Origin of the sequence: Lysinibacillus sp. GbtcB16 (assembly GCF_019091145.1) — a bacterium.
GTDB lineage: Bacteria > Bacillota > Bacilli > Bacillales_A > Planococcaceae > Lysinibacillus > Lysinibacillus fusiformis.
This window is the reverse complement of the sequence record NZ_JAGXJV010000197.1, coordinates 1-345: the sequence shown is the minus strand read 5'-3', so window position 1 is coordinate 345 and position 345 is coordinate 1. Positions and strand designations below refer to the sequence as shown.

The 345-nt window shown below is 43.5% G+C and carries 1 pseudogene; it reads right to left on the bottom strand.

The window, feature by feature from the left end:
* Positions 1 to 345 (bottom strand): annotated as a pseudogene (locus KVT27_RS23985) (carbamoyl-phosphate synthase); the annotation flags it as partial.

Genomic DNA, 345 nt, shown 5'->3' with positions numbered 1-345 from the left:
GCATTGCAGTAAGAAGCAGCGCAGGAAGCCCGCCGATCAAGATGGTAATAAGTGTAGGAAGTATCGTGGAGAATATTTGACCTAGCTGAGAAGTGTCTCCACCCATAGCAAGCCGGATAGCCTCTACAAATAAGCCTATACTAGCTTTTATTTGCTCTATAGCCTGTCCTATTAGAATTGCTACGTTTTGGAATCCTCCTGACATACCAGCTAACCAACCATTCATAATATTTCCTGTAAGCACTACCTGTAATATGTATTGCCCCAAATTCAGCAGATTTTGGCCAAATGCCGCTATCACTGGAAAGGTAGAGATAAAGTTCGCTCTAAACTCAGCAAGGGCGA